This is a genomic window from Celeribacter ethanolicus (assembly GCF_002407265.1).
GTDB classification, from domain to species: Bacteria; Pseudomonadota; Alphaproteobacteria; order Rhodobacterales; family Rhodobacteraceae; genus Celeribacter; species Celeribacter ethanolicus.
This window is the reverse complement of sequence record NZ_CP022196.1, coordinates 3,831,503-3,849,026: the sequence shown is the minus strand read 5'-3', so window position 1 is coordinate 3,849,026 and position 17,524 is coordinate 3,831,503. Positions and strand designations below refer to the sequence as shown.

The following is a 17,524-nucleotide window of genomic DNA, read 5'->3' as shown; positions in this document are numbered from 1 at the left end:
TTCCTTTCTATATCTGAAAGCGGACAAGCGCTTTGGGTCGAAAGGGGTATCATGAGCAACAGTGGGTTTTCGAAACTCGCCTATTACCTTCTGGTGGCGCTGACCTTCTACGTCACGATCAAGGCGCAGGGCTTGTGATGTCGAAACGCTACGGCTCCACCTATTCGCCCAAAGGCAACGCTTCCGGGACTGCCTCGCAAAGCGCAGGCTCCGCCCCCTCTCCTCGTCCCTTCGACGGCAAGAAACCGACCCGTGTCGGCGCGCGGTCGAACCTTCTGTTCTTCGCAGCCCTGCCGCTGGCGTGGAAGGCCTTTGGCGCCGGCCCCGTCACCATGGCAGCCTATCTCGTGGCCTTGGGCGCGCTCGTGGCCGCGGCGTTTCTGACCCGTGAGGGGTTGAAGGCCGAGGAGGCTTACGAGTCGCGCAAAGTCGCCCGTCGCCCCGCCATTCCGCGCAAGATCTTTGGCTCGGTGCTGACCGGGATCGGTCTCGGGATTGTCGGCTGGTTCGGCTGGGGCCCGCTTGAGACCCTGATCTTTGCCGTGCTGGGCGTCGTGCTTCACAGCCTCGCCTTCGGGATTGATCCTTTGAAAAATAAAGGTTTCGACGAAATCGACCTGTTTCAACAGGACCGCGTCGCCAAGGCGGTGGATGAAGCCGAAGCCCATCTGAAATCCATGCGCGAGGCGCTGGACAAAACCGGCGACCGGCAGGCCGAAGACCGGTTGGAAAAATTCATCGCGACCGCCCGCGCCATGTTCCGCACGGTCGAAGACGACCCGCGCGATCTGACGGCGGCGCGGAAATACCTTGGCGTTTATCTGCTGGGTGCGCGCGATGCGACGGTGAAATTCGCCAATCTCTGGCAAAAGACCCGCAACACGCAGGCCCGCGCCGACTGGTTTTCGCTCCTGGACGATCTGGAGGCGAATTTCGATGCCCGTCACAAAGCGTTGCTTTTGGATGATAAGACCGATCTCGACATCGAGATCGAAGTGCTCCGCGACCGTCTGGCGCGCGAGGGCGTTGCAAGTGACTTGAAAAATTAAAGATCAGGGGAAGTACCATGTCCGAGACCGTGCGCCAAAAGGCCGAAGCCGCCTTGAAAGACGTTGAAGAGATCACCTCCGTGGTGCTGGCCGAACCGAAGGGTGAGCTGATCGACCCGACGGCCATCGCCGAGGCGCCGCAATCTGCCGAGATCGCCAAGGCCAAGGCCGAGATCGACATGGGCGACACCAATTCCATCGTGCGCTTCGGCTCTGCCGCGCAGGCCGAATTGCAGGTCATCTCGCAGGCCATGTTGCAGGATGTGAAGAACAAGGACGTGGGTCCGGCGGGTGACAGCCTGCGCAACATCGTCACCACGATCCGCGGGTTTTCCGTGTCGGAACTTGATGTGCGCCGGGAACGGAGCTGGTGGGAGAAACTTCTGGGCCGCGCCGCCCCCATGGCGAAATTCGTCGCGCGCTACGAGGATGTGCAAAGCCAGATCGACAAGATCACCGACAATCTGCTTGAGCATGAGCACAAGCTGATGAAGGACATCAAATCGCTCGATCACCTCTATGACAAAACCCTCACCTTCTACGACGAACTGGCGATCTACATCGCCGCCGGTGAACTGAAACTTAAAGAGCTGGACGAAACGGAAATCCCGGCGCTGGCCGCCGCAGTGGACGCCGCCCCCGAAGCCGATCAGGTGATCAAGGCGCAGGAGCTGCGCGATCTGCGCGCCGCGCGCGACGACCTTGAACGCCGGGTGCATGATCTGAAACTGACCCGTCAGGTGACGATGCAGTCCCTGCCCTCGATCCGTCTGGTCCAGGAAAACGACAAATCGCTGGTCACGAAAATCAACTCGACGCTCGTCAACACCGTGCCGCTTTGGGAAACCCAATTGGCGCAGGCCGTGACGATCCAGCGCAGCTCGGAAGCCGCCAAGGACATCAAGGCCGCGACCGATCTGACCAACGAGCTTCTGACCGCCAACGCCAAGAACCTGCGCGAAGCCAACAAGGTCGTGCGGCAGGAAATGGAACGCGGCGTGTTCGACATCGAGGCGGTCAAGGCCGCCAACGAGGAACTGGTCGCGACCATCGAGGAGAGCCTCCAGATCGCCGACGAGGGCAAGCGCAAACGCGCCGAGGCCGAGGTCGAGCTCAAGGGCCTGGAAGCCAAACTGCGCGACACGCTTGCCGCCGCCAAGGCAACCGGCAATGCCTCCGGCCCGGCGGTGCCCAATTGAGCACGGGTTCGGGACGACAGATCGCAGGGTGGAGCGCGGGGATTTTCCTCGCGCTCTCGGCCTGTACGCCCGTCCCGGACATCAAACCGCAGCCCCGCCCCACTTCACAGGTGCAACCCACCGTCATGGCCCCGCCCCAACGCAGCGAGATCAGTTTTGCGCTGGAGAAATACTATGCGCGGATGCAGGCGGATCTTCTGAGCAACGATCTGTTGCGCACCGATTTGGGCGGGCCCGACACGCCGTTCAACGCAAGGCAACTGGCGGCGAATTTCGAAGCCATCGCACTGAATGACGAATATACCTCGCTCAACGGGCAATATGTGGCGCAGATGACGCCGTCGAACCTGCACCGCTGGCAGGTCCCGGTGCGGATCGGGCTGGAATTCGGCCCGACCGTGCCGGAGAACGTCCGCGCCACCGACCGCGCCACGGTCGCGGGCCTCGTGTCGCGTCTGGCAACCGCCTCCGGCCATTCGGTCGCCATGACCTCCGCGCGGGCGAATTTCCACGTGCTCGTGCTCAACGAAGACGAGCGCCGCCAGATCGGTCCGCGCCTGTCGCAAATGATCCCAGGCATCGGTCAGGATGCGATCCGCTCGGTCGTCAATATGCCGCGCTCCTCCTATTGCCTCGTCTTGGCATCGGACCCGGCGAACGATGGCGCCTATCGCTCCGCCGTGGCGATCATTCGCGCCGAACATCCCGATTTGTTGCGCAAATCCTGTTTCCACGAGGAAATCGCGCAAGGACTGGGCCTTGCCAATGACAGCCCCTATGCCCGCCCCTCGATCTTCAACGACGACGAGGAATTCGCGCTTCTGACCCGGCATGACGAGTTGTTGCTGCGCATTCTCTACGACCCGCGCCTTGCCCCCGGCATGCGCCCCGAAACCGCCCGCCCGATCGCGACACGGATCGCCTATGAGCTGATGGGCGAGGACATCTGACACCAATACCAGTTTCATCATTTGCAGAGGGTTCCAATGATACGCCACTTCACTTTTGCAGCTTTTCTAAGCCTTGCCCCAGTACTCGCCTTTGCAGATAATTGCGACACAGGTCAGCTCACCGGTTTCGATGGCGTTTATTGTTTCTCCAAGGTCTTCATGGGGGAAGACAAACGCCTCAACGACAACTATGCCGAACTGCGCAGTCATCTGAACGCCGACCAGCGCAACATCCTGAAAACAGCGCAGTTGAACTGGATCGAAAAACGAGACACATCCTGCATGCCCGAACCACATACGGTCAATGTAGACTGTGCATTGTCCATCACGCAGGAACGGGCAGATTTCCTGAAGGCGCGCACCACCGAATGTATAAGCGTCGGCTGCGCGAGCAGGAAACTCAGCGAATATTGAGGGAACAGCAACATGGGTATTTTCGATTTTCTCTCCGGCGAATTCATCGACGTCATCCATTGGACGGACGACACGCGCGACACGATGGTGTGGCGGTTCGAACGCGAGGGGCATGAGATCAAATACGGCGCCAAGCTGACCGTGCGCGAGGGGCAGGCCGCCGTCTTTGTGCATGAGGGGCAATTGGCCGACGTGTTTACGCCGGGTCTCTACATGCTCGAGACCAACAACATGCCGATCCTGACGACGTTGCAGCATTGGGATCACGGGTTTAAATCGCCGTTCAAATCCGAGGTCTATTTCGTCAACACCACGCGGTTCTCCGACCTGAAATGGGGGACGAAAAACCCGATCATGTGCCGCGACCCGGAATTCGGTCCGGTGCGTCTGCGCGCCTATGGCACCTATACGGTAAAGGTCGCCGACCCGGCGCTGTTCCTGACCGAGATCGTCGGCACGGATGGCGAGTTTACCATGGACGAGATCTCGTTCCAAATCCGCAACATCATCGTGCAGGCGTTTTCGCGCATCGTTGCGGGCTCCGGCATTCCGGTTCTCGATATGGCCGCGAACACCGCCGATCTTGGCAAGATGGTGGCCACCGAGATTTCCAAAGTGGTTGCGGAATACGGCCTGACCATTCCGGAATTCTACATTGAAAACATCAGCCTGCCCGAAGCGGTCGAGGCCGCGATGGACAAGCGCACCTCGATGGGTATCGTCGGCAATCTCGACAGCTACATGAAGTTCAACGCCGCCGAGGCCATGGGCGCGGAGAACTCCGCCATGGCGGCCTCGATGGGGGCGGGCATGGGCGCCGGAATGGGCATGGCGATGGCGCAGCAAACACAGGCCGGTCCATGGGGCGCACGTCCCGCCGCGGCCGCTCCCGCCGCGCAAACCCCGCCCCCGCCGCCGGTCGAGCATGTCTGGCATGTGGCGGAGAATGGCGCGACCAAGGGACCGTATTCCAAGGCGGAAATGGGCCAGATGGCCGCCAAGGGTGCCTTGAAGCGCGAGACCTATGTCTGGACCCCCGGTCAGGACGGCTGGCTCAAGGCCGAAGAGGTCACGGAACTGGCCCAGCTTTTCACCATCGCGCCCCCGCCCCCGCCGCCGGGGGTGTGAGGCCGCATGGCACGCAGACCGCTGCAACCGGCACGTCTCGAAGACCAGGAGGCGGAACTGCCCTTATGGGCAGCGCACGAGGCCTGTGCAGCGGTCCAGCCCACGCGCGCCACTCAGGTACGTTACGCCCTGGACATGCCGCTACAGGAGGACGAGCGTAAGCTTGCAACCCTGGCGCTGAGTTTTCTCGGCGTAGGTGCCTTGCCCCCGGAACGGCTTGCGGACAGCGCGAGCTGGGACCGGACCGGAGCCCCCACCCTCGTCGGCGGCCGGGAAATCCTGCGTCGGCAGGTCGGGCTCAAACCGCCGGTGAGCCTCGCCGTCACCCAGATCGTCGCTCAGGGCAAGACCGCCACGGTGTCCGGACGACTGACCCGCGATGGCCAGCCGCCCGCCTTGTTCTGTCATGTGCTGCGCTTCACCGATCCCTCACAGGCCCGGATTGCGCAGGTGGTCAGCTTCGAACAGGTCGAGACCGCATGAGACGGCCCCACCCTGCCACGGCTTCGCTGCCGCAGACCGGCTCAGCGGTTCAGAATGTCGCGGAAGTCCTCACGCCAATCGTTCAGATTGAGGATCAGGGAATTGGTCAGCCGCCGAAACCCCGGAGACTCGTAAAGCTCTCGTGCCGCCGAGCGGTCTCCGCCCTCGACATTGACCGCGATTTTCCCGGCCTCGCGATGAAACCGCGCGTGAAGCCCCTTGATCATCTCGAATTTCTCCATGGACGGGTCGTCCGGATCGGTGGACAGGCTGGCAAGCCATTGCCCGAAGGCGCATTGATCGTTGCGCGAAATCTCGTCGGCGGTCTTCTCGAGCGCGCCCTTGTCGATGCACTCGGACAGGCGTCGTTTCCAATCCGCATGGGCACAGATTGCATCGCGAATCTGCGCATTGCCTTTTCCCGTCTCTGTCACCGTCATCATCTTAATCTTAGCTCCATCGCCATCACGAATGCCCTGCGCGTTCGTGCTCACAATGGCATGAGACCTTTAATGCCCAGTAAAGTCTGAAAAGTATGGAAAACCAGAGCGTCACAGCCGCCGAAGAGCATCGTTTCCCCTGCCACACCTGCGGGGCCGATTTGCGGTTCGCCCCGGACACCCGCATGCTGGTCTGCGATCATTGCGGCGCACGCGAGGAAATCGAGAGCGGCCAGGCGCCGCGCCCCCGTGAGCTCGATTTCCATATGGCGGTCAGCGGCGGGTTGTCGTCGCATGGTGATTTGCTTGAGGCGGACCAGACCGAGGAGATTCGCACCTCGACCTGCCCGAATTGCGGCGCGGTTCTCCAGTTCGACGACACGGTCCATGCCACCGAATGTCCCTATTGCGCGACCCCAGTGGTCACCGACACCGGCCACCGCCGCCAGATCAAACCGCAGGGCGTCCTGCCCTTTGCCGTGCCCGAGGAGACGGCGCAGGCGGCGCTGAAACACTGGCTCGGCTCGCTGTGGTTCGCGCCCAACGCGCTCAAGAAATACGCGCGCAAGGGGCGGCGCCTCAATGGCGTCTACATGCCCTACTGGACTTTCGACACCCAGACCCAGAGCCGCTATTCCGGCGAGCGCGGCACCGATTACCATGAAAGCGTCATGGTCAACGGCCAGCGCCAGACCCGTCGCCGCACCCGCTGGCGTCATGTCAGCGGCCAAGTGAAGCGGTTTTTCGATGACGTGCTGGTCGTGGCCTCAACCGCGCTGCCCCTGCAATATGTGCGTGGTCTTGCGCCCTGGGACCTGTCCGGGCTCGAACCCTACCTGCCGGATTATCTCGCGGGCTACACCTCAGAAGCCTATACTTTTACCCTCGAAGAAGGGTTTCAGGACGCCCAGACGCAGATGGCCCGGATCATTACCCGCGACATCAAATTCGACATCGGCGGCGACCGTCAGCGCATTCACAGTGTCGACACACGCTATTCGGAGGTGACCTATAAACACATCCTGCTGCCCGTCTGGTTCGCCGCCTATAAATTCCGGGGCAAGACCTATCGTTTCGTGATCAACGGGCGCACCGGTCAGGTACAGGGCGAACGGCCCTATTCCGCCTGGAAGATCGCCTTTGCCGTGCTGCTCGGCCTGATCGCGGCCGGTGTGATCGGCTATGTCTATGCGTTGCAGAATCAGGGCGGGTATTAAGACCGTCTTTGACTGTCTTTCGGATACAGATAGCGCTATCAATCGGGCAGAACAGCGGGAGGAAGAGCCATGATCTTATGTGCGGGCGAGGCCCTGATCGACATGTTGCCGCGTCGGTCCAGCCTGAATGAAGACGCCTATGCGCCCTATGCGGGCGGGGCGGTGTTCAACACCGCCATCGCGCTCGGGCGGCTTGGGGCCGATGTGGGGTTCTTCTCCGGCTTTTCGTCCGATTTCTTCGGCGACCTCCTGAAGGGCAAGCTGGCGGAAAGCCATGTCGACACAGGACTGGCCGTCACCGCCGAACGTCCCTGCACCTTGGCTTTCGTCAAACTCGTCGACGGCCATGCGACCTATGCGTTTTATGACGAAAACACCGCCGGACGGATGCTGACGGAGGACGAACTGCCCGCACTGCCCGACAACGTGGAAGCCGTGTTCTGCGGTGGCATCTCCCTGCCCGTCGAGCCCTGTGGTACGGCCTATGAAACGCTGTTTGTGTCGGCGTCCGAGCGCTGTGTTACTATGATGGATCCGAACATTCGCCCCGGATTTATCCGCGATGAAGCACGGTTTCGTGCACGAATCGAACATATGCTGACCCATGCCGATATTGTGAAACTGTCCGACGAGGACCTGTTGTGGCTCATGGGAGATGGCGCGATCGACACCCATATCGCCACGCTTCTGGACAAGGGCGTCAAGATTGTCTGCCTGACCATGGGCGCCGAGGGTGTCAAGGGCGTGACCAAGCGCGGCACCACCTTTGTTCCTTCCGAAAAGGTCGCGGTGGTGGACACTGTCGGCGCCGGTGACACGTTCAACGGCGGTTTCCTTGCCGGGTTGCAGCGGGCGGGTAAATTGACGAAAACCGCCGTGGCCGATCTCGACGAAGACAACCTGCGCGCAGCACTGACACTCGGCGCGCAAGCCGCAGCCGTAACGGTCAGCCGGGCGGGGGCGAACCCGCCATGGTCACATGAATTGGAGAAAAGATGAGAGCGCTGATCCAACGTATTTCCGAAGCCGCCGTGCGCGTCGATGGCGCGGTGATCGGCCAGAGTGGCCCCGGTCTTCTCGTCCTCGTCTGCGCCATGCGCGATGACACCGAAGCACAGGCCGACAAGCTCGCCGCCAAAATCGCCAAGATGCGGATTTTTCAGGATGAGGCGGGCAAGATGAACCTCTCGGTGCGCGACATCGGCGGCACTGCCCTGGTGGTCAGCCAGTTCACCCTGGCGGCGGAGACCAAAGGCAACCGGCCCGGATTTTCCACCGCCGCCGCCCCCGATCTGGGCAAACAGCTCTACAGCTATTTCACCGAGCGTCTGATCGCCGAGGGGGTGCCCTGCGAGACTGGCGAATTCGGAGCGGACATGAAAGTCTCACTGATCAATGACGGGCCGGTGACGATCTGGCTCGACACGGAGACGTAACCGCCCCCCCATGGACCTTTGGCCCGCTTTGTCCTAAAGCGCTCTCAACATGTGAGAGGTCATGGTGACTGAGAGACGCATCGCACTTGCAAACGAGATGGACACCGCGCGGATCGCAACCGCGCTGGCCGGTCACCTGCGCGCGGGCGACGTGATCCTGCTCGATGGCGCTCTGGCGGCGGGCAAGACGTTTTTCACCCGTGCTCTGGTGCGCGCGCTCGGCTCCGAGGAGGCGGTGACCAGCCCGACCTACACCATCGCCAACATCTACGAGACGCCGCACGGGCCGGTGTTGCATGTCGATGCCTATCGGCTCAAAGGCGCGCAGGAGTTCTATCACCTCGGCCTCGAAGACTATTTCGACAGCGGCATCTCGGTGATCGAATGGGGTGAACGGATCGGGGATTTCTTTGACGCGCCGCTGGCAATCCATATCGGCTTTGGCGACACGGAGAACGCGCGCCTGCTCACGTTCACCTCGGACAGCCCGCGCTGGACCCCGGTACTGGAGGCACTGTCATGCTGACGCTTTTGATTCAGGCTTCGAGCGGCGTGCCCTCTCTGGCGCTCGGACGCGGGGATGCGATTGTCTTCGACAGCGCCGCGGTCGAGGCGCTGTCCGGCTCGCGCGATTACCGGCTGATTCTGGAAACCGGGTTGGGGACAACCGGCGCAGATCTATCCGACATCACACGCATAGCTTGTGACATCGGCCCCGGCGGATTGGGCGTCACCCGCACCGCTGCCGCTTTTGCCAATGCGCTTGGCTTTGCCCGTCGCATTCCGGTTCTGGCACTCCCGGCGTTCGAATTGCTCGGTGCCGAGGTGGCGCGGGACAAACCCGTCGCGATCCTGCGCCGCGCGGCCCGGCCGCATGTGCATTTCGGGGTTTACGCCGATGAAAAACTTGCACTTTACGAACATTGTACCGAAGCCTCCGCGCTGGATCAGCTCTCCGACATGGAGGATTACGATCTCGCCGGAAATATCGAGGTGGCGGGCCATGCTGCGCCCGTGACCAACAAAGCGACGATGACATGCATGCTGCGGCGGGCTCTGGCCGCGCCGCTGCCGGGGCTGGACGCGCGGGCCTGGCCGATTGTGGAGGTGTTGGAATGATCCCGTCTGCCGAACAGATTGCCGAGGTTCTGGGACAGGGCGGCGTGGTGCTTTTGCCCACGGACACCGTGCTGGGCCTCGCCGCCTCGCCCGCCTTCCCCGAAGCCGTCGACAAGATTTACGCGCTCAAACAGCGCCCGCGACAGAAGAACCTGCCGATCATGGTGGCCGATGCCGACCAGATTTTCGAACTGGGGGCGGATGTGTCCTTTGAGGCCGCAAAACTTCTGGCCAGCCCCTATGTGCCCGGCGCTTTGACCCTGATCCTGCCGGTCGATGCCCAGCGCGCGCCCACATGGCTCGACGGGCGCAGCGAGATTGCCGTGCGCATTCCGGACAATGACTTACTGCTGAACGCGCTGCGTCTGGCCGGGCCGCTGATGGTGACTTCCGCCAACCGTTCCGGCGCGGAGACGCCCGCGACCACCGACGATGCGCTCGCGCAACTCCATGGCGCACCCGATCTGACCGTGCCGGGCAAGGGCGCGGCCCCTGCCCCCTCGACCATCGTCAATTGCACCGTCACCCCGGTCGAGATCGAGCGCCACGGCGTTGTCTCCGCCGCGCAAATCGCGGAGACCCTGGCATGAGCGGGCTGATCCTCGGCATCGAGACCTCTTGCGACGACACATCCGTGGCACTTGTGGACCGTTCGGGCCATGTCGCGGCGATCAAGACCGTGTCGCAATTCGAAATTCACGAGGCCTTTGGCGGGGTTTACCCGGAACTGGCCTCACGCGCCCATCTCGAAGCGATCCTGCCGACGGTGGAAAGCGTGATGGCAGAGGCTTCGGTCACGCCAAAGGATCTGACCGCCATCGGCGTCACCCGAGGGCCGGGACTGATCGGCTCGCTGCTGGTCGGGCTGGCGAGTGCGGAAGCGTTGTCGATGGGCTGGGGCGTGCCCGCTTATGGGGTGAACCACCTGCGCGGGCATATTCGCTCGGTCGAGCTTGAGAGCGGACGGACGGAGTTTCCGGCGGTGATCATGCTGGTCTCCGGCGGGCATACGCTGATCGCGGAGTTGAAGGACGCGTGGTCCTATCGCCTTCTGGGCACGACGCGCGACGATTCCGTGGGCGAAAGCTATGACAAGGTGGCGCGGATGCTCGATCTGGGCATGCCGGGCGGTCCGGCGATCGACCGGGCGGCGAAACTCGGCACGCCGGTGCTGCGCCTGCCCCGCCCGATGAAGAACGAGGGCTATGAGTTCTCTTTTTCCGGTCTGAAATCCTCGGTCGCGCGCCATATCGAGCAGCATCCGGAAGTGTCCATCGAGGATATGTCCGCCTCTTTCGTCGCCGCCTGTGTCGATGTTCTGACGGCCAAGGCCGACCGGGCTTTGGCCGAGTGCAAGCCGCGCTCTCTGGTCATCGTCGGCGGTGTTGCCGCCTCACCGCAGATTCGGGAGGCGATGGGGAAAGTGGCTGAAAAGCATGCGGTTGAACTTTGCCTGCCGCCGATGAAATGGGCGACGGACAATGCGGCGATGATCGCCATGGCAACCTGGGATTACGTCGAGCGGGGATTGCAGCCCGATCTGATGCCGAAACCCAATCTCAGCCTTGAGACGCCTTAAAACTTGAAGCTCGGCAGGCTGTCCATCGCGGATTTGAGCGCCTCGCCCCAGCTTGTAGAAATCTCGTGATAATAGGGATCGTCCGCCTCGATGCGGCGCTGATGGGCGATCTGGTAGCTGTCCCTTTCGATCACCTGAAGATCGAAGGGCAGCCCCACCGAAAGGTTCGCCTTCACCGTGCTGTCAAAGGAGACGAGCATGAGCTTGACGGCATCCTCAAACGACATCTTCGGATCATAGGCCCGCACGAGGATCGGCTTGCCATATTTCGTCTCGCCGATCTGGAAAAACGGGGTTTCCTTGCCGGCTTCAATGAAATTGCCCTCGGGATAGATCAGGAACAGTCGCGGCGGTGAGCCCTTGATCTGGCCGCCCAACAGCACGGTGGCGTTGAACGCACTGTCGGCGCGCTGGCCCTCGTTGGCATTGGCGGCGATCACATCCTTGAGCGTTCCGGCCACAAGGCGGGCGACCTGAAACATCGACGGCGCGGTGAGCACATCAGGCTCCCGCTCTGCGGGCGCTTTGGTGCGTTCGTCGAGGATCGAGACCAGCGCCTGCGTGGTCGCGAGATTGCCTGCGGTCATCACGGTCAGAACCCGCTCACCGGGGACTTCCCATGTGAACATCTTTTTGAAGGTGGAAATATTGTCGACACCGGCATTGGTCCGGGTGTCAGACATCATTACGAGGCCCTTTTCGAGCATCATCCCCACACAATAGGTCATCGGACCGCTTCGCCTTTATTGTTGCTCTTGTTGTTGCACTTGCTGCTGAGACACTTCGATCTCGACGGAGAGGGTCTCCCCTGCCCCGCCATAGCGAGTCCCTGTTACAGGTGCAGCCTGCCGGTAGTCCAGCCCTGTCGCAACACGCACATAGCGTTGATCCGGACAAATTTCATTAGAAACGTCGAAACCGACCCAGCCGAGCCCCGGAACATGGGCCTCGGCCCAAGCGTGGGTCGCGTCCTGAAGCGTGCGGTCGTCCATCATCAGATAGCCCGAGACATAGCGCGCCGGATAGCCCATTTCACGGGCGCAGGCGATGAACACATGCGCGTGGTCCTGACAGACGCCCTTGCCCTCGGCCAGCGCCTCCTCGGCGCTCCATTCTGTATGGGAAGCGCCGATCTCGTAGCGCACCGCCTCGCCGACGAGACGCGACAGCGCATGCAGGCGCTCAAGTTCGGTCTCCCCCTCGACCTTTTTGACCAAGGCGCGCACGCCCGGCCCGGCTTTGGTCAAGGGCGTGACGGTCTCGAACAGCCAGAGCGGCGAAGGCCCGGTGTGCGGCCCGACCACACCGTGGTTCTCGGCGATCTCCACCTCACCCTCACAGGACACGGTCAGTTCGCGGGTGTCGCGCTCAAAGGACAAAAGCTCCACGAGATTGTTCATATGATCGTGGTAGCTCAGCTCCTTCTTGCCGCCCTGAACAGAGGTTTCCCAACGGATCACCTCCTGCCCATGGCTGGATTTCGGCGTCTTGCGGAGCTGTTGCAACCCGTAAGTCACCGGGTTTTCAAAGGAATAGCGGGTGGTGTGGCGAATGATCAGGCGCATCGGGCTCACTCGTAGAAACGGTAGTCTTTTTCGATCTGGCCGCCAAGCTGGCCAAAGGCGATCAGAACCGACTGGATATATTCATGCAGGCCACTCTCGAACACGGCGTCGATGTCGTGATGCACGAAACGATCCACCAGCGCCTGCGCCATGTGATAGGACGGCGTTTCCGCGCCGTAATCCGACACCAGATAGCGCAGGTTATCATGGATTTTCGAGGCGCAGAAATTGAGCGAGCGTGGCATGCGGCGGTCGAGGATCAGGAATTGCGCAATGTCGCGGGCGTTGACCTGAGACCCGTAGGCCATGCGGAACCCGCCGCGCGCGGAGACCGAGCGCAGGATGGTTTCCCAATGCACATTGTCCAGCGACGAGCCGACCGACAGCGCGGAGGGCAGAAGCACGTAATATTTCACATCGAGGATGCGCGCCGTGTTGTCGCCACGTTCCAGAAACGTGCCGATGCGGGCGAAATCGTAGATGTCGTTTCTGAGCATCGTGCCATGGGTCGCGCCACGCACCAGAGCGGTGCGTTGCCGGATCAGGCCCAACACCTTGGGCAGGTCGCGTTCCGAAACCTTGCGCGCAAGGATTTCGCGGGCCGCCATGTAACAGCCGTTCATCGCCTCCCAGACCTCGCCGGTGAGCGCGGTGCGCACCATCCGGGCGTTCTGGCGCGCCTCCGAGATCGCAGAGAGCACCGAGGACGGGTTGTCCCTGGAACGCAGCATCCAGTCGATCGCCGACTCTTTCGTCACCTCGTCATGGCTTTCGTTGAACGCATCAAGCACCGAGGCCGATTGCATCACGGAGGCCCATTCGTCATCGTCCTGCCCCAGCCGGGTCAGACCGATCCGCTGACCGGTCTCCACAAGGCGCGAGGTGTTTTCGGCTCTCTCCAGATATCGGAACATCCAGTAGAGGCCATTTGCGGTTTTGCCGAGCATCGCCATCGCGTCAGTCCTCCAATACCCATGTGTCCTTGGTGCCGCCGCCTTGCGACGAGTTCACCACGAGCGAGCCCTTTTTCAGCGCCACGCGGGTAAGACCACCCGGCGTGATGTTGATGCCTTCGGGGCTACAGAGGACAAAGGGCCGAAGATCGACGTGACGCGGCGCAAGCCCCGCCTTGGTGAAGATCGGCACGGTGGACAGAGAGAGCGTTGGCTGGGCAATGTAATTGCCCGGCTTACTCATCAGTTTCTTGCGGAACTCTGCGATTTCTTTCTTGGACGAGGTCGGCCCGATCAGCATGCCATACCCACCGGAACCATGCACTTCCTTGACGACAAGCTCGGAGAGGTTGTCGAGCACATAGGCCAGGCTGTCGGGGTCCGAACAACGCCATGTCGGCACGTTCTCGAGGATCGCCTTCTCGCCGGTGTAGAATTCGACGATGTCGGGCATGTAGCTGTAGATCGCCTTGTCGTCGGCAATGCCGGTGCCGGGCGCGTTGGCGATGGTGATCCCACCGGAACGGTAGACATCCATGATGCCGGGAATGCCCAGCGCGCTTTCCGGGTTGAAATTGAGCGGATCGAGAAAATCGTCATCGACGCGGCGATAGAGCACGTCGATCGCCTTGTAACCTTCAGTGGTGCGCATGGCGACCTTGCCATCGACCACCCGAAGGTCATGGCCTTCGACCAGTTCGACGCCCATCTGATCGGCGAGGAACGCGTGTTCGAAATAGGCGGAGTTGTAGATCCCCGGCGTCAGAACGGCGACGGTCGGGCCTCCTTCGCAGCGGTTCGGCGCACAGGCGGCGAGAGAGCGGCGCAGGTTGGCCGGGTAGTTCTGGACGGGCTGCACCCGGTTGCGGGAGAACAACTCCGGGAACATCTGGAGCATCGTCTCGCGGTTCTCCAGCATATAGGAGACACCCGAGGGCGTGCGCGCATTGTCTTCGAGCACATAGAACTGGTCGGGGCCGGTGCGCACAAGGTCGATGCCGACGATATGGGTATAGATCCCGCCCGGCGGCATCATCCCGATCATCTGCGGCAAAAACGCCTCGTTGCGCGCGATCATCTCCTGCGGCAGACGCCCGGCCTTGATGATCTCCTGCCGGTTGTAGATATCATAGAGAAAGGCGTTGATCGCCCGCACCCGCTGCTCGATCCCCTTGCACAGCTTTTGCCATTCACGCCCGGAAATGATCCGGGGGATGATGTCGAAAGGAATGAGACGTTCCTCGGCCTCGGCCCGGCCGTAAACGTTGAAAGTGATGCCCGTAAGGCGGAAAACCTCTTCCGCCTCGCGTTGTTTTGCACGGAGCCGTTTCAGGTCTTCGTCCTGAAACCAGCCCTGAAATTCCGTGTAGGGTGTGCGCAGCGTATCGTCGCGCCCCCACATCTCATCAAAGATTTGGTCCTCGCTCATAGCTTGAATTTAGAACCTGCCCGAAGCGCTTCACAATCGGATTCGCGCATTCCCCAAAACGATAGCGGTGATCAAATGCGCATTCGCCTGTTTTTTGATCAAACCACATTCTCCGGTATTTTCCAGCCCGTCCCCGCGCCCCGAAGCGTCGCCCCCAAAGCGCTACGGCGGGGGACTCAGCGTCGCAGCCCCCATCGGTATACATTCGCACACATTGACTTGCGGCGCCGAACTCGCTACCCGGTTTGCCAAGCGCAGACCGGGCCATTTTGCCCCGCTGCATGTTCGTGACCGTGGAGGACCAAATGGCCGACAAGACCCCCGACATCATCTACACCATCGTGGACGAAGCCCCCGAGCTTGCCCGTGGCTCGCTCCTGCCGATCATCCAGTCCTTCTCCGAGGCCGCAGGCGTGAACGTGGCGACCAAGGACATCTCGCTCGCGGGTCGTATCCTCGCCCTCTTCCCCGAGTTGCTCTCCGACGACCAGCGTGTGTCCGATGACCTCGCCGAGCTTGGCGAACTGGTGAAAACCCCCGACGCCAACGTCATCAAACTGCCGAACATCTCGGCCTCCGTGCCGCAGCTCGAAGCCGCGATCAAGGAACTGCAATCCCAGGGCTACCCGATCCCGGCCTACCCGGCCGATCCGCAGACGGATGAGGAAAAAGCCGTCCGTGCCAAATACGACACCGTCAAAGGCTCCGCCGTGAACCCGGTGCTGCGCGAAGGCAACTCCGACCGTCGCTCCGCCAAGGCCGTGAAAGAATACGCGAAAGCCAACCCGCACCGCATGGGTGAGTGGACATCCTCCTCGAAAACCACCGTCGCCGCGATGCCGGGCGGGGATTTCTTCGCCAATGAGAAAGCCGCGACCATCACCGCCGCTCAGGCCGGTGGCGCGAAAATCGTCTTCACCGCCAAGGATGGCTCCGAGACGGTTCTGAAATCCGGTCTCAAATATCTCGAAGGCGAGATCGTCGACGCGACCTTCATGTCCGCCAAGGCGCTGACCGCCTATATCAAGAATGAAGTCGCGAGTATGGAGCCGGGCGTGCTGTTCTCCGTCCACCTGAAAGCCACGATGATGAAGGTCTCCGACCCGATCATCTTCGGCCATTTCGTGTCGGTCTACCTCGAAGACTTCCTTGCGAAACACGGTGACAAGCTCGATTTCAACCCGAACTCCGGCATCGGCGCGTTGGAAAAACTCATCGCAGGCAATGCCGAGATGGAAGCCGATCTGAAAGCCGCACTCGCGGCCAAACCGGCGATGTATATGGTCGACAGTGACAAAGGCATCACCAACCTGCACGTGCCGTCGGATGTGATCATCGACGCCTCCATGCCCGCCGTGATCAAGGCCGGTGGCATCGGCTGGGGCCCGGATGGCAAAGCGGCCGACACCAAATGCTGCATCCCGGACAACTCCTACGCCTGCGTCTATGACGAGACGGTCGAGTATTTCAAAGAGACCGGCACGCTGGACGTCACCACCTGTGGCGCCGTGTCCAACGTCGGCCTGATGGCGCAGAAGGCCGAGGAATACGGTTCCCACCCGACCACCTTCGAGATGTCCGCCGACGGCACCGTCTCCATCGTTCTGGACAGCGGCGAAGTGCTTCTGTCGAACGAGGTCGAAGCAGGCGACATCTGGCGCTCCTGCACCGCGAAGAAAGCCCCGATCCTCGATTGGATTCAACTCGGGATCGAGCGTTTCGATGCCACCGGCACCGGCGCATTCTGGCTCGACAAGAACCGCGCCCATGACGCCGAGCTGATCAAATACGTCGAACCGGCGCTGAAAGAAGCTGGCAAGGACATCCCGATCATGGACCCGCGCACGGCAACCCGCTTCACCTGGGAAGAGATGCGCAAGGGCAAGGATGTCGTGACCATCACCGGCAACGTGCTGCGTGACTACCTCACCGACCTGTTCCCGATCCTGGAACTGGGCACCTCCGCCAAAATGCTCTCCATCGTGAAACTGATGAACGGCGGCGGCATGTTCGAAACCGGTGCCGGTGGCTCCGCACCGAAACACGTTCAACAGGTGATCGAAGAAAACCACCTGCGTTGGGACTCCTTGGGCGAGTTCTGTGCACTGGGGGAAAGCTACAACTTCCTCGCCACCAAAGGTCGCCCGAAAGCCGCCGTGCTGGGCAAAGCCGTGGAAGACGCCACCACCAAACTCCTGATGGAAGGCAAATCGCCGGAGCGCAAAGTCGGCCAGAACGACAACCGCTCCTCGCATTACTGGTTCGCCCGCTACTGGGCCGAGGCTCTGGCCGCCCAAGGCGACGACGCCGAGTTGGCCGCCCATTTCGCCCCCATAGCGAAAGAGCTGGCCGACAAGGAATCGGTCATCCTCGACGAGCTGAAAGCGGATGAGGGCAAGCCCGCCGATATGGGTGGGTATTACCACGCCGACCCTGCCAAGGTGGCGTCCATCATGCGCCCCTCGGCCACGCTGAACGCGATCATCGGCTGATCAGTCGCTTGAAATCACAGGAAAAGGGCGCCCTTCGCGGCGCCCTTTTTCGTGATGTTTCCGGTTGCCTG

General features: G+C 61.6%; 19 protein-coding genes. 14 read left to right on the top strand and 5 right to left on the bottom strand.

Annotated features, from left to right (window positions below):
• Positions 1–137 precede the first annotated feature (137 nt).
• From CEW89_RS18940 to CEW89_RS18915, 6 genes are read left to right on the top strand one after another with little or no spacing between them, the layout of a single operon-like run.
• Positions 138–1,049: a 5-bromo-4-chloroindolyl phosphate hydrolysis family protein gene (locus CEW89_RS18940; protein ID WP_096806962.1), complete on the top strand. Its 912-nt coding sequence runs from the start codon at positions 138–140 to the stop codon at positions 1,047–1,049.
• Positions 1,050–1,066: 17 nt separating this feature from the next.
• Positions 1,067–2,248 (top strand): toxic anion resistance protein, encoded by a 1,182-nt coding sequence (locus CEW89_RS18935; RefSeq protein WP_096806961.1) that lies wholly within the window; start codon positions 1,067–1,069, stop codon positions 2,246–2,248.
• Complete coding sequence (locus CEW89_RS18930; protein ID WP_096806960.1) at positions 2,245–3,198, top strand: DUF2927 domain-containing protein; 954 nt, start codon at positions 2,245–2,247, stop codon at positions 3,196–3,198. The genes CEW89_RS18935 and CEW89_RS18930 overlap by 4 nt, the downstream gene beginning before the upstream one ends.
• Positions 3,199–3,234: 36 nt before the next feature.
• Positions 3,235–3,612: a lysozyme inhibitor LprI family protein gene (locus tag CEW89_RS18925; RefSeq protein ID WP_081423958.1), complete on the top strand. Its 378-nt coding sequence runs from the start codon at positions 3,235–3,237 to the stop codon at positions 3,610–3,612.
• Positions 3,613–3,624: 12 nt separating this feature from the next.
• The gene (locus CEW89_RS18920; RefSeq protein WP_096806959.1) at positions 3,625–4,740 is read left to right on the top strand and encodes an SPFH domain-containing protein; all 1,116 of its coding nucleotides are present in this window, start codon (positions 3,625–3,627) and stop codon (positions 4,738–4,740) included.
• A 6-nt stretch (positions 4,741–4,746) separates the two neighbouring features.
• On the top strand, positions 4,747–5,223 hold the full coding sequence (locus CEW89_RS18915; protein WP_096806958.1) for a hypothetical protein: 477 nt from the start codon (positions 4,747–4,749) through the stop codon (positions 5,221–5,223).
• A 41-nt stretch (positions 5,224–5,264) separates the two neighbouring features.
• On the opposite strand, the gene CEW89_RS18910 is transcribed toward CEW89_RS18915, so the two are convergent.
• The gene (locus tag CEW89_RS18910; RefSeq protein ID WP_096806957.1) at positions 5,265–5,666 is read right to left on the bottom strand and encodes a CZB domain-containing protein; all 402 of its coding nucleotides are present in this window, start codon (positions 5,664–5,666) and stop codon (positions 5,265–5,267) included.
• A gap of 92 nt (positions 5,667–5,758) precedes the next feature.
• On the opposite strand from CEW89_RS18910, the gene CEW89_RS18905 reads away from it, so the two are divergent.
• The 7 genes from CEW89_RS18905 to tsaD all read left to right on the top strand — a co-directional run bounded on the left by CEW89_RS18905 (position 5,759) and on the right by tsaD (position 11,014).
• Positions 5,759–6,880, top strand: coding sequence for a TFIIB-type zinc ribbon-containing protein (locus CEW89_RS18905; protein WP_096806956.1), 1,122 nt, complete (start codon positions 5,759–5,761; stop codon positions 6,878–6,880).
• 69 nt (positions 6,881–6,949) lie between these two features.
• Positions 6,950–7,879, top strand: coding sequence for a carbohydrate kinase family protein (locus CEW89_RS18900; protein ID WP_096806955.1), 930 nt, complete (start codon positions 6,950–6,952; stop codon positions 7,877–7,879).
• A complete protein-coding gene (dtd, locus tag CEW89_RS18895; RefSeq protein ID WP_096806954.1) occupies positions 7,876–8,316 on the top strand; it encodes a D-aminoacyl-tRNA deacylase in 441 nt (146 codons plus the stop codon). Before CEW89_RS18900 ends, dtd begins: the two co-directional genes overlap by 4 nt.
• A 64-nt stretch (positions 8,317–8,380) precedes the next feature.
• On the top strand, positions 8,381–8,842 hold the full coding sequence (tsaE, locus tag CEW89_RS18890; protein WP_157779926.1) for a tRNA (adenosine(37)-N6)-threonylcarbamoyltransferase complex ATPase subunit type 1 TsaE: 462 nt from the start codon (positions 8,381–8,383) through the stop codon (positions 8,840–8,842).
• A complete protein-coding gene (locus CEW89_RS18885) occupies positions 8,836–9,435 on the top strand; it encodes a hypothetical protein (protein ID WP_096806952.1) in 600 nt (199 codons plus the stop codon). Before tsaE ends, CEW89_RS18885 begins: the two co-directional genes overlap by 7 nt.
• Positions 9,432–10,025, top strand: coding sequence for an L-threonylcarbamoyladenylate synthase (locus CEW89_RS18880; RefSeq protein WP_096806951.1), 594 nt, complete (start codon positions 9,432–9,434; stop codon positions 10,023–10,025). The genes CEW89_RS18885 and CEW89_RS18880 overlap by 4 nt, the downstream gene beginning before the upstream one ends.
• Positions 10,022–11,014, top strand: a complete 993-nt coding sequence (tsaD, locus tag CEW89_RS18875) for a tRNA (adenosine(37)-N6)-threonylcarbamoyltransferase complex transferase subunit TsaD (RefSeq protein WP_066708579.1) — start codon at positions 10,022–10,024, stop codon at positions 11,012–11,014. Before CEW89_RS18880 ends, tsaD begins: the two co-directional genes overlap by 4 nt.
• Here the strand turns inward: tsaD and CEW89_RS18870 are convergent.
• From CEW89_RS18870 to CEW89_RS18855, 4 genes are read right to left on the bottom strand one after another with little or no spacing between them, the layout of a single operon-like run.
• On the bottom strand, positions 11,011–11,742 hold the full coding sequence (locus CEW89_RS18870; protein WP_096806950.1) for a proteasome-type protease: 732 nt from the start codon (positions 11,740–11,742) through the stop codon (positions 11,011–11,013). The genes tsaD and CEW89_RS18870 overlap by 4 nt on opposite strands.
• Before the next feature lie 15 nt (positions 11,743–11,757).
• The gene (locus CEW89_RS18865) at positions 11,758–12,579 is read right to left on the bottom strand and encodes a transglutaminase family protein (RefSeq protein WP_096806949.1); all 822 of its coding nucleotides are present in this window, start codon (positions 12,577–12,579) and stop codon (positions 11,758–11,760) included.
• A 5-nt stretch (positions 12,580–12,584) separates the two neighbouring features.
• Positions 12,585–13,526: an alpha-E domain-containing protein gene (locus tag CEW89_RS18860; RefSeq protein ID WP_066708707.1), complete on the bottom strand. Its 942-nt coding sequence runs from the start codon at positions 13,524–13,526 to the stop codon at positions 12,585–12,587.
• A gap of 10 nt (positions 13,527–13,536) precedes the next feature.
• A complete protein-coding gene (locus tag CEW89_RS18855) occupies positions 13,537–14,961 on the bottom strand; it encodes a circularly permuted type 2 ATP-grasp protein (RefSeq protein ID WP_096806948.1) in 1,425 nt (474 codons plus the stop codon).
• 305 nt (positions 14,962–15,266) lie between these two features.
• Between CEW89_RS18855 and CEW89_RS18850 the strand changes: the two genes are divergently transcribed.
• Positions 15,267–17,453 (top strand): NADP-dependent isocitrate dehydrogenase, encoded by a 2,187-nt coding sequence (locus tag CEW89_RS18850; protein WP_096806947.1) that lies wholly within the window; start codon positions 15,267–15,269, stop codon positions 17,451–17,453.
• Positions 17,454–17,524: the final 71 nt, after the last annotated feature.

What these genes read in the sequence shown, in the direction of transcription:
- CEW89_RS18940 (WP_096806962.1), top strand. Translation starts at nt 138, where the DNA reads ATGTCGAAACGCTACGGCTCCACCTATTCGCCCAAAGGCAACGCTTCC.
- CEW89_RS18935 (WP_096806961.1), top strand. Translation starts at nt 1,067, where the DNA reads ATGTCCGAGACCGTGCGCCAAAAGGCCGAAGCCGCCTTGAAAGACGTT.
- CEW89_RS18925 (WP_081423958.1), top strand. Translation starts at nt 3,235, where the DNA reads ATGATACGCCACTTCACTTTTGCAGCTTTTCTAAGCCTTGCCCCAGTA.
- CEW89_RS18920 (WP_096806959.1), top strand. Translation starts at nt 3,625, where the DNA reads ATGGGTATTTTCGATTTTCTCTCCGGCGAATTCATCGACGTCATCCAT.
- CEW89_RS18915 (WP_096806958.1), top strand. Translation starts at nt 4,747, where the DNA reads ATGGCACGCAGACCGCTGCAACCGGCACGTCTCGAAGACCAGGAGGCG.
- CEW89_RS18910 (WP_096806957.1), bottom strand. Translation starts at nt 5,666, where the DNA reads ATGATGACGGTGACAGAGACGGGAAAAGGCAATGCGCAGATTCGCGAT.
- CEW89_RS18905 (WP_096806956.1), top strand. Translation starts at nt 5,759, where the DNA reads ATGGAAAACCAGAGCGTCACAGCCGCCGAAGAGCATCGTTTCCCCTGC.
- CEW89_RS18900 (WP_096806955.1), top strand. Translation starts at nt 6,950, where the DNA reads ATGATCTTATGTGCGGGCGAGGCCCTGATCGACATGTTGCCGCGTCGG.
- dtd (WP_096806954.1), top strand. Translation starts at nt 7,876, where the DNA reads ATGAGAGCGCTGATCCAACGTATTTCCGAAGCCGCCGTGCGCGTCGAT.
- CEW89_RS18885 (WP_096806952.1), top strand. Translation starts at nt 8,836, where the DNA reads ATGCTGACGCTTTTGATTCAGGCTTCGAGCGGCGTGCCCTCTCTGGCG.
- CEW89_RS18880 (WP_096806951.1), top strand. Translation starts at nt 9,432, where the DNA reads ATGATCCCGTCTGCCGAACAGATTGCCGAGGTTCTGGGACAGGGCGGC.
- tsaD (WP_066708579.1), top strand. Translation starts at nt 10,022, where the DNA reads ATGAGCGGGCTGATCCTCGGCATCGAGACCTCTTGCGACGACACATCC.
- CEW89_RS18870 (WP_096806950.1), bottom strand. Translation starts at nt 11,742, where the DNA reads ATGACCTATTGTGTGGGGATGATGCTCGAAAAGGGCCTCGTAATGATG.
- CEW89_RS18865 (WP_096806949.1), bottom strand. Translation starts at nt 12,579, where the DNA reads ATGCGCCTGATCATTCGCCACACCACCCGCTATTCCTTTGAAAACCCG.
- CEW89_RS18860 (WP_066708707.1), bottom strand. Translation starts at nt 13,526, where the DNA reads ATGCTCGGCAAAACCGCAAATGGCCTCTACTGGATGTTCCGATATCTG.
- CEW89_RS18855 (WP_096806948.1), bottom strand. Translation starts at nt 14,961, where the DNA reads ATGAGCGAGGACCAAATCTTTGATGAGATGTGGGGGCGCGACGATACG.
- CEW89_RS18850 (WP_096806947.1), top strand. Translation starts at nt 15,267, where the DNA reads ATGGCCGACAAGACCCCCGACATCATCTACACCATCGTGGACGAAGCC.